This is a genomic window from Micromonospora sp. NPDC003241 (assembly GCF_053589795.1).
Genome location: NZ_JBSFSO010000003.1, coordinates 303,118 through 311,585, shown reverse-complemented (window position 1 = coordinate 311,585; position 8,468 = coordinate 303,118). Strand labels below are relative to the sequence as shown.

Below are 8,468 nucleotides of genomic sequence, written 5' to 3'. Positions count from 1 at the left end.
ACCGCCCACGGGCTGTCCAGATCGTTGAAGACCAGGTCCACCAACCCCGAACTCGCCCGCATACTCGGCGGACGCCGCCGGTATCCGTGCCGGGTGAGTAACTCCTCCACCCGCTGACGCGTCTGAGGGGCCACGTCCGAACGCCCGTTGATGACCCGTGAGACGGTCGGCACCGACACGCCGGCCAGGCGGGCGATCGCCGCGATGGTCACTGTGCGGTTGTCGTTGGCAGCCACGCGGCGCCTCCATCTCCTCGCTCGATGGACGCCGCCGACGGAGGCGTCACTGCTGGCTCTTCGCCACCGCGGTGATGTCCTTGAGGATCTGATCCGGCCGCTTACGGCCGATCATCAGCTCGGCGACGCTGTCGTTGACCTGCTGACCGACCGCCGGCGGGTACGCCTGGTCGAGGTAGAGCTGGAACCCGGTCGCGACCGCCAGGTGCGCCGCCACCACCTGGTTGTTCGGGTCCTTGATCCGGCCGACGGCGGCCAGGTTGGTGGGGAGCACGGCTCCCGTCTCGGCGGCCCGGCGCTGGTTCTCCGACCGCAGCAACATGCGCAGGAAGTCCACCGTCGCGGGCGGCGCGTCGCGGCCCACCGCGAAGCCGTTGCCGCCGCCGAAAGCGTCGGTGGCGGCACCCTTGCCGCCCTCCACCGTCGGGAAGGTGAAGAAGCCGAGCTGGTTGCCGATGCCGAGCTTGCTGTTCGACGACGACGCCTGGATCGAGGGCGCCCACTGGCCCATCAGCTCCATGGCGGCCTCGCCGTTGCCCATCGCCGCGCCCTGCCCGTCCGCCGTGCCGTACTCCGCGGAGCGCCAGTTCCGCTGGAACGGCTTGAGATCGACCAGCTCCTGCAGGCGCTCACCGGCGGCCACGAACTCCGGGGTGTCGAAGTTGCCGGTCTCGCCCGCGCGGCGCAGGGCGTCCAGGCCACCGACGCGCATCGCCAGGTACGCCCAGTAGAAGTGCCCCGGCCACTTGTCCTTGCCGGCGAGCGCGATGGGGGTGATGCCGCGCGCCTTGAGCTTGCCGACCGCCTCCAGCAGCCCGGCCCAGGTGGTGGGCGGCGAGGTGATGCCGGCGTCGGAGAAGTGGTCCCGGTTGTACCAGAAGCCGGTCATGCCGACGTCGAACGGGATGCCGTAGATCCGTCCGTCGATCGTGTAGGGCTGCAACGCGGCCGGCAGCAACTGCCCGATCCACGGCTCCACGTCGGCGGTGATGTCCTTGACCAGGCCCGCTTCCACCTGCTGCTGCAACAGGCCGCCGCCCCACGACTGGAACAGGTCCGGCGGCGTGCCCTTCTTGGTGATCTCGGCCAGCTCACCCTTGAAGATCTCGTTCTCCAACGGCTCGATCTCGAACGTCACGTTCGGGTGCCGGCCCGAGTACACCCGCGCCAGGTCGGCCCAGACCGGCAGCATCGGCTCGGTGTTCTGGATGTGCCACCAGTTGATCGTCTGCGGGGCGCCGGTGTTCTCGGACTCGTCGCCTCCGCATCCTCCGAGCAGGAAGGCACCGGCGCCGAGACCGGCCAGACCGAGCAGTGACCTGCGGGAGACGGGCGCTGTCATCTGTATCCCTTCGACAACCGGTGACGTACGCATGGGGCACCGCGATCGGCGACAGGCCGCGAATGGCAGTTCGAAAGTTTCAACCCGTTGCCGGTATTTTCGACGTGATGGCCGGCACGTTACGACGCGTCGACGTACGCGGTCAAGAGGGCTGTCGCAAGCAGACACTACGGGCTACGGTGAGCCGAATCTTGGTGGGTTCCCGCAGCCCACTTCCGGAAATCCACCGGGATCGAAGCCTGAAGGAGTAGCGCATGTCGGCCGAGAGCGCGGACGGGGCCACCACCCGGTCGATCCGGAACCCGATCCTCGCCGGTTTCCACCCCGATCCCGCCATCCTGCGCGTCGGCGACGACTACTACCTGGCCACCTCGACCTTCGAGTGGTATCCGGGCGTGCGCGTGCACCATTCCACGGACCTGGTGCACTGGCGTGACCTGGGTGGGATCGTCACCGACCGCCGCCTGCTCGACCTGCGCGGCTGCGACGACGCCGCCGGGATCTGGGCACCCGACCTGACCCACCACGACGGACTGTTCCACCTCGTCTACAGCGACGTGGCCAGCTTCGCGGGCGGCTACTGGGACGCGCAGAACTTCCTCACCACCGCACCGAGCATCGCCGGCCCGTGGTCGGAGCCGGTACGGCTGCACTCGCACGGCTTCGACGCCGCCCTGTTCCACGACGACGACGGCACCACCTGGGTGCTCGCGCTGAGCGCCGAGTGGCGGCCCGGCCGCGACCGCTTCGGCGGCATCGAGATCCAGCAGTACGACCCGGTCGGCAAGCGCATGGTCGGCGAGCCCCGGATCATCTTCACCGGCACCGACGTCGGCCTGACCGAGGGACCGCACCTGTACCGCCGCGACGGCTGGTACTGGCTGGTCACCGCCGAGGGCGGCACGAGCTGGGAGCACCAGGTCACGGTGGCCCGCTCGCGCGAGCTGTTCGGGCCGTACGAGGTCGACCCCGCCGGACCGCTGCTCACCTCCGTCGGTCGGCCCGACCTCAGGTTGCAGAAAGCCGGACACGGCAGCCTCGTGCAGACCCCGCATGGCGACTGGTACCTGGCGCACCTGGTCGGCCGCCCGTACACCCCGCTCGGGAGGTGTGTGCTGGGTCGGGAGACCGCCCTGCAGAAGGTGGACTGGCCGTCCGGCGGGTGGCCCCGCATCGACGGCGGGATCCCGGCCGACGAGGTCCCGGCCCCGGACCTGCCGGCCCACCCATGGCCGGCGGAACCGGCCGTCGACCACTTCGACGCACCCGAACTGGCGGTGTGCTGGTCGACTCTGCGCCGCACGGCCGACGACGACTGGATCGACCTGCGCTCCCGACCCTCGCACCTGCGGGTGCACGGTGGACAGTCGCCGACCGGCAAGCAGACCCCGAGCCTGGTCGCCCGCCGGGTCGGTGCGACGCACTGTTCGCTGGAGACGGTCGTCGAGTTCGACCCGCGCGACCACCGGCACCTGGCCGGCGTGGCCGGGTACTACAACACCCGCAACTGGCACCACCTCTATCTGACCCGGGCCGACGACGGGCGCGTGGTGCTGGAGGTGCTCAGCTGCGACCGGGGCCGGCGCACCGCGTACCCGCAGCTCACCGTCGACACCGGCGGCACCCGCCGGGTCGGCCTGCGGGTGACCTTCGACGGCCCGGTGTTGCGCTTCGAGTACGACCTGGGTGACGGCTGGCAGCAGGTACCGGTCGAACTGGACGCCACCATCCTCTCCGACGAGCACGCCACGGAGATGGTCGACGGGGAGTTCACCGCCTGGGGTTTCACCGGCGCGCTGCTCGGGCTCTGGGTGCAGGACATCGGCGGCGACGGCCGGTACGCCGACTTCGACCACGCCACCTACCTCGAACACTGACCACAGGCACGTCCGGAAAGTTTTCGATATCGCTTTCCAGGTCTCTGAGCAGGCAATATGCCGAGAGTCGGACGTATCGACCGTTGACGCCCCGGCATCGACGGCCGTAACGTTTCGACCAAGTTACCGGACGCTCCCGGAACGACCGCATCGCCACCGCAGCATCGTCGCCGTGCCAGGTGGGGCGGGTCCGCGCCCCACGCGACCCACTCGCCGCACCACCTCGTCGGAAGGCCACCGGTGATGCCACCGTCCACCCAGTCTCGCCACGCCCCCTACCCCGCCGTCACGTTACGGCCGGGCATCGGGCCCCCGCCGGCACGCCCGGTCGAGGTGATCGACACCGGGCAGGTCCTCTGCCTCACCTTCGACGACGGGCCCCATCCGGTGCACACCCCGCGCCTGCTCGACGTGCTGGCTGACCACGACGTCCAGGCGATCTTCTTCCTCCGGGGCGACCAGGTCGTCAGGTACCCGGAGGTGGTCCGCCGGATCACCGCCGAGGGCCACGTGCTCGGCAACCACGGGATGCGGCACGACGACATGAGCGGCTGGGCCGCCGGACGCATCGCCTCGGACCTGCTGGAGACCAACGCGGTGATCCGGCAGGCCGTCCCGTACACCCGGGTCGGCTACTTCCGTGCCCCCTACGGCGCGTGGGGCCAGACCCCCACCGTCGCCGCCGCGCTCGGCATGCGGCCGATGGGTTGGCGGCTCGCCGTCACCGACTGGGAGCCGCCCGGCACCGACGAACTGCTGCGGCGACTCACCGACGGCGCCGCACCCGGCGCGGTGGTGCTGCTGCACGACGGCGGCGGAGACCGGAGCCAGACCGTCGACGCCGTCGACCGTTTCGTGCCGTCGGCGCGTACCGCTGGGTGGACCTTCGCCCTACCCGGGCAGCACCGTGAGTCGCTGACGGACCAGCGGGGTGACGACCCGGCGACCTAGACGCCGGAGTCGGCAGCGGCCGCACGGTGCACGACCTCCTCAGTCGTCAACGGGCTGGGCGGATGGTGGCTCAGGCACATCGAGCCCTGCATCTTGACGAACCGGGCACCTTCGACGGCGGCGTAGAACTGCCCCGTCCGCATCTTCCCCACGTCCGGCACGTCGGCGCCCTTCGCCCTGGCCACCTCCCGCGCCGCCTCGATCTGGACCGGAGCGGTCAGCAGTCCGAAGAGTTGGGTGGCCGCGTTACCCGGGATCTGGTTGTGCAGCCCCTTCGGCGACTGCGTGGCGAAGACCAGGCCCAGGCCGTACTTGCGCGCCTGCGAGGTCAACGCCAGGGTGCTCTGGGTGCAGGCGGTGACGGCACCGGACGGGGCCAACGTCTGCGCCTCGTCCATCACCAGCAGCCCGCCCAGGGGCCGGTCACCGGCCGGATGGCGCTTGATCCAGGTGAAGAGTGCCAACTGGAGCTGGTTGACGAAGCTCTGCCGCTGCTGGTCCTCGGGAAGCCCGACGAAGCTGATCACCGAGATCCGGGCCCGTCGACCCGGCGGAGGCGTGAGCAGCTCACCGGGGTCGACCGGGGTTCCCGCCCCACCGAACAAGGGGTCGTTGATCAGCGCCGCCTTGAGTAACTGCGCCATGCTCGCCGCCAGCTTGGGCGCGCTGTCGAGTTGGCTGACCCCGTCGGGTAGCTCGTTGAGCACCTCGGTGAACTCGTGCAGGTCGTTGGCGCCGGTCCGGGCGTAACTGATCAGCGCCTCACGAAGCACCGCCCGTCCGAGGCGCGCCTTATCCGTTCCGCCGTCCACCCGGGCATGCGTGGCCAACGTGGCGACGGCGGCGTTCACCGCAGCCGTGAAGCCGTCCGGATCGTCGAGCACGTCGGCGAACCTGGGCAACGGTTGGAACGTCAACGGCCGCCCGGACTGCCGGCCCGGCGTCCAGATCACCACGTCCGTCCCGGAGAGGTACGCCGCAGCCAGGTCCGGGTCCCCCGGACCCCACCCGTTCGGCGGTGCCGGCCAGGCGTCGCCGAGTCTGGCGAGGTCGTTGTTCGGATCCAGGACGATGGCGGAGACGCCGCGCAGGGCACAATCCTCGACGAGCCGGCGGATCAGCACGGTCTTGCCCGAGCCGGAACCGGCGAAGACGACGGTGTGCCGGCGCAGCGATTCGAGGCCGATCCGCACCGGGTCCGGCCGACCGGGGACGACACCGAGAACCACCTGGTGCGGGTCGACTCCGGCGACGGGCGGTGGACCGGCGACAGGTGTCTCCGGCACCGCCGCGTACGCCGCCGCCGGCGGTGCGCTGGTGGGCGACGCAGGAACAGGTGCCCGCCCGACCACCCGGTCCGGCGGCGCCTCCGGCCGGGACGCCGGTTCCGGCGGCACGTCGAGGACGGGCACGACAGCGGCGGACACGGCACCGGCAGGCACGGCACCGGCGGGCGGACCGGTGATCGGCGCACCGGCCGACCGGACACTGAGTGCCTCTCGCAGACAACCGATGTCCGCCACCGGTCGGCGGTCGGCGAACCACGGCCGTAGGGTCTCCAGGCCGTACGTCTGGATGAGCTGCTCCAGGGCGGCCAGGCGGCGGATGTCCGCAGCGGGAAAGTCGAGCGTCCGCCCGCCCGCCCGATCGAACGCCTCCAGCACCTCGCGGGTACGAGCCCCCGCCGACCACGCCGCGCTCCGCAGTAGGAAGAGCCGACGCTTGGCGATGCCCTCGGTGAGCCCGGCCGTGGTCACCGCGTTGCGGATCCGGTTGAGCGCGGCGATGTGGTGCGGGGCGCAGATCGCCCGGAAGGACCAGTGCTCCTCGTCCTCGCTCTCCTCGTCGAGGCTGTGTCGCAGCCGGGCGTGCAGGGCCGGCTTGCCCCCGGCCGGGATCGGGTCGAGGCTAAACGCCTCCACTGCGGAGCCCTGCTCGGCGATCCACGCGATCAGCCCGGCCTTGAGGAGTTCCGGTACCCGCGCGTCCTCGGACTTCTGCCGGACGGCGGGCTCAGGATCGGCCCCGGCGACGAGTTCCGCGTACCTTACGTCGATCTTGCCGAACTCGTCCGCGCGACCCGTCGCCGACGCACCACCCGCCGGTGATCCGCTCGGGACGCCGGGTCGGTCCGCTGCCGCGTGCAGCAGATGCCGGACTTCCCGCACCTCCCCGGCGGCCAGGCAGGCCCGGACGTGCGCGTCGATGCTCCGTAGCAACTCGCGCGGGGTGAAGCCCTCCACCTCGTCGAAGGTGGACGGGTGGACCGGCCAGGACGGATACGGCGGGGTGAAGCCGAGTCCGTCGAACAGCATCGAGAATCGCTTCTCGACGAGTTCCCGCCCGACCTCGGCGGAGGGGATGTGCTTAAGCCAGGCGGCCTCTCGGAACCGGTCCTGCACCGTGTCGGTGGCCTGCTCCTTGATGTTCTGCCAGGTCTGCGGCAGACAGGACACCACCGACAACGAGCGACGGGTGGTCTCTCGCAGGGCCATTAGCCCGCTGGCCACCTGTTCCAGCAACAACGAGGTCTGCCAGTCGGTCTCGCCTCGCACCTCGTGGTTGGTCGCCTTCACCGACTGCGCGACCATCAGGTCGATCTGGTCGACCGCGATCACCGTGGGACCGACCATGGCCAGCAGGCGGCTGGTGTCCTGGACCACCTCCTGAGGCGCTCGCCGCGTGCGTCGCAGCCCCCAGCCGGCGCGCAGACCCGGCTCCTCCTCGTCGCTGGAGCAGAGGAAGTCGAAGCCGATGTCCTGCGGGGCCGACTGCTCGGCGGCGTACAGGACCAACGCCCGCGCAGTGTCCTGACACTCGGTCCCGATCTGGCGATCGGTCTTGCGGATCAGGTCGACGAAGGCGTCGAGCGCCGATCGGCTGAGTTCGGTCTCACCGGTGACCGCCCGGCGGACCGTTCGCGGCGCGTCGACGCGGTCCGCCAGCCGGCGCAGGAACGCCCGCAGTTGCGTCGTCCCGTCCGGCATCGCCCTGACGAAGCCCGTCAGCATCGACATCGCGGTGCTGTGCCAGAACGCCCGGGCCTCCAGCAACTCCACCAGGAAGAAGAAGCCGCCGCGCTGCTGCACCTCCTGACGCACCGTACCGAGCAGGTGGGTCTTGCCGGTGCCACGCTGACCGAGGATGGCGACGCCCACCGGGCTGGAGTCGGGGCTCTGCTCCGCCTCGGCGAAGCTGTCCAGCACCGTCTGTACGACGTCGTGGTGCAGACCCTCGACGTGGAACGGGGTCGGCTTCCACACGTCGTCCGGTGTCGGCGCCCAGTTGAACCTCAGCGCAGCCAGGGCCCGCCGCTGCTCGGCGGCCATCATGACGAGATGGCGATGAGGTGCTTGTCCTGGTTGCCGATACTCACCGCGGCGGCGCGCTCCTCCGGCCGTAGCACCTTCTGGTTGGACTCCGGCACCAGGTGGACGTCGCGCTCCCGGTTGAGCTGCAGCAACGCGGCATCGACCTCCGTGCGGGGCAGATCCGCGACCGCAGCGCGCAGGTCGGCCAGCATGACGTAGTCGCCGGGACGGGCGGCCAGTCCCTGGTACGCCTGCCGGATCAGGGAGACCACGTCGACCGTGGAGTTCGCCGGATCGGTGCCGGTCGGTGACACGGCCACGGCCGAGACGACGTCCTCCTCCTTGATCTGCAAGCGGAACAGATCGTCGGCACGGGTACCCGAGTGATCGATCAGCCGCCGCAGGAAGTCCAGCACGACATAGAGCGTGCCGCCCGCCGTACCGGCGCCCTTCGGTGCGTCGGCTCCCAATTCCTCGGCGGCCCGGCTCCATCCCTTGTCGGTCAGGGCCAGGGTGATCGGCTTCTCGGAGACCTCGATCAGGTCGAGAGCTAGGAGTCGACGCCGATGATCCGCTTTCAGGCCGATCCCGGCGACATTGGTGAAGTAGGTCTGCGGCAGCGGCGCCGCCTTGATCATAAGCGTAACGAGAATGCACCGGTCAACGAGGGTCAGTTCCTTTTCCGGCATGCGGATGCTCCTCTGTGGCACGAGCTTTCACCACGTTGACGGTGATGATCGAAGACTCGGAA

The 8,468-nt window shown here is 70.2% G+C and carries 6 protein-coding genes; 2 read left to right on the top strand and 4 right to left on the bottom strand.

The window, feature by feature from the left end; genetic code table 11:
• Together ACWDVW_RS04720 and ACWDVW_RS04715 are read right to left on the bottom strand one after the other, a co-directional pair.
• On the bottom strand, window positions 1–236 hold a 236-nt coding region (locus ACWDVW_RS04720; protein WP_449944808.1), incomplete at its 3' end, for a LacI family DNA-binding transcriptional regulator.
• A gap of 46 nt (window positions 237–282) precedes the next feature.
• Window positions 283–1,578, bottom strand: coding sequence for an extracellular solute-binding protein (locus ACWDVW_RS04715; protein ID WP_449944805.1), 1,296 nt, complete (start codon window positions 1,576–1,578; stop codon window positions 283–285).
• A gap of 254 nt (window positions 1,579–1,832) precedes the next feature.
• On the opposite strand from ACWDVW_RS04715, the gene ACWDVW_RS04710 reads away from it, so the two are divergent.
• On the top strand, window positions 1,833–3,455 hold the full coding sequence (locus ACWDVW_RS04710) for a glycoside hydrolase family 43 protein (protein ID WP_449944802.1): 1,623 nt from the start codon (window positions 1,833–1,835) through the stop codon (window positions 3,453–3,455).
• 243 nt (window positions 3,456–3,698) lie between these two features.
• Window positions 3,699–4,406, top strand: coding sequence for a polysaccharide deacetylase family protein (locus tag ACWDVW_RS04705; RefSeq protein WP_449944799.1), 708 nt, complete (start codon window positions 3,699–3,701; stop codon window positions 4,404–4,406).
• On the opposite strand, the gene ACWDVW_RS04700 is transcribed toward ACWDVW_RS04705, so the two are convergent.
• Together ACWDVW_RS04700 and ACWDVW_RS04695 are read right to left on the bottom strand one after the other, a co-directional pair.
• Window positions 4,403–7,738: a helicase HerA domain-containing protein gene (locus ACWDVW_RS04700; protein ID WP_449944796.1), complete on the bottom strand. Its 3,336-nt coding sequence runs from the start codon at window positions 7,736–7,738 to the stop codon at window positions 4,403–4,405. The genes ACWDVW_RS04705 and ACWDVW_RS04700 overlap by 4 nt on opposite strands.
• Entirely contained in the window at window positions 7,735–8,355 is a 621-nt protein-coding gene (locus ACWDVW_RS04695; protein WP_449944794.1) for a hypothetical protein, read from the bottom strand. The genes ACWDVW_RS04700 and ACWDVW_RS04695 overlap by 4 nt, the downstream gene beginning before the upstream one ends.
• Between the last annotated feature and the right edge of the window lie 113 nt (window positions 8,356–8,468).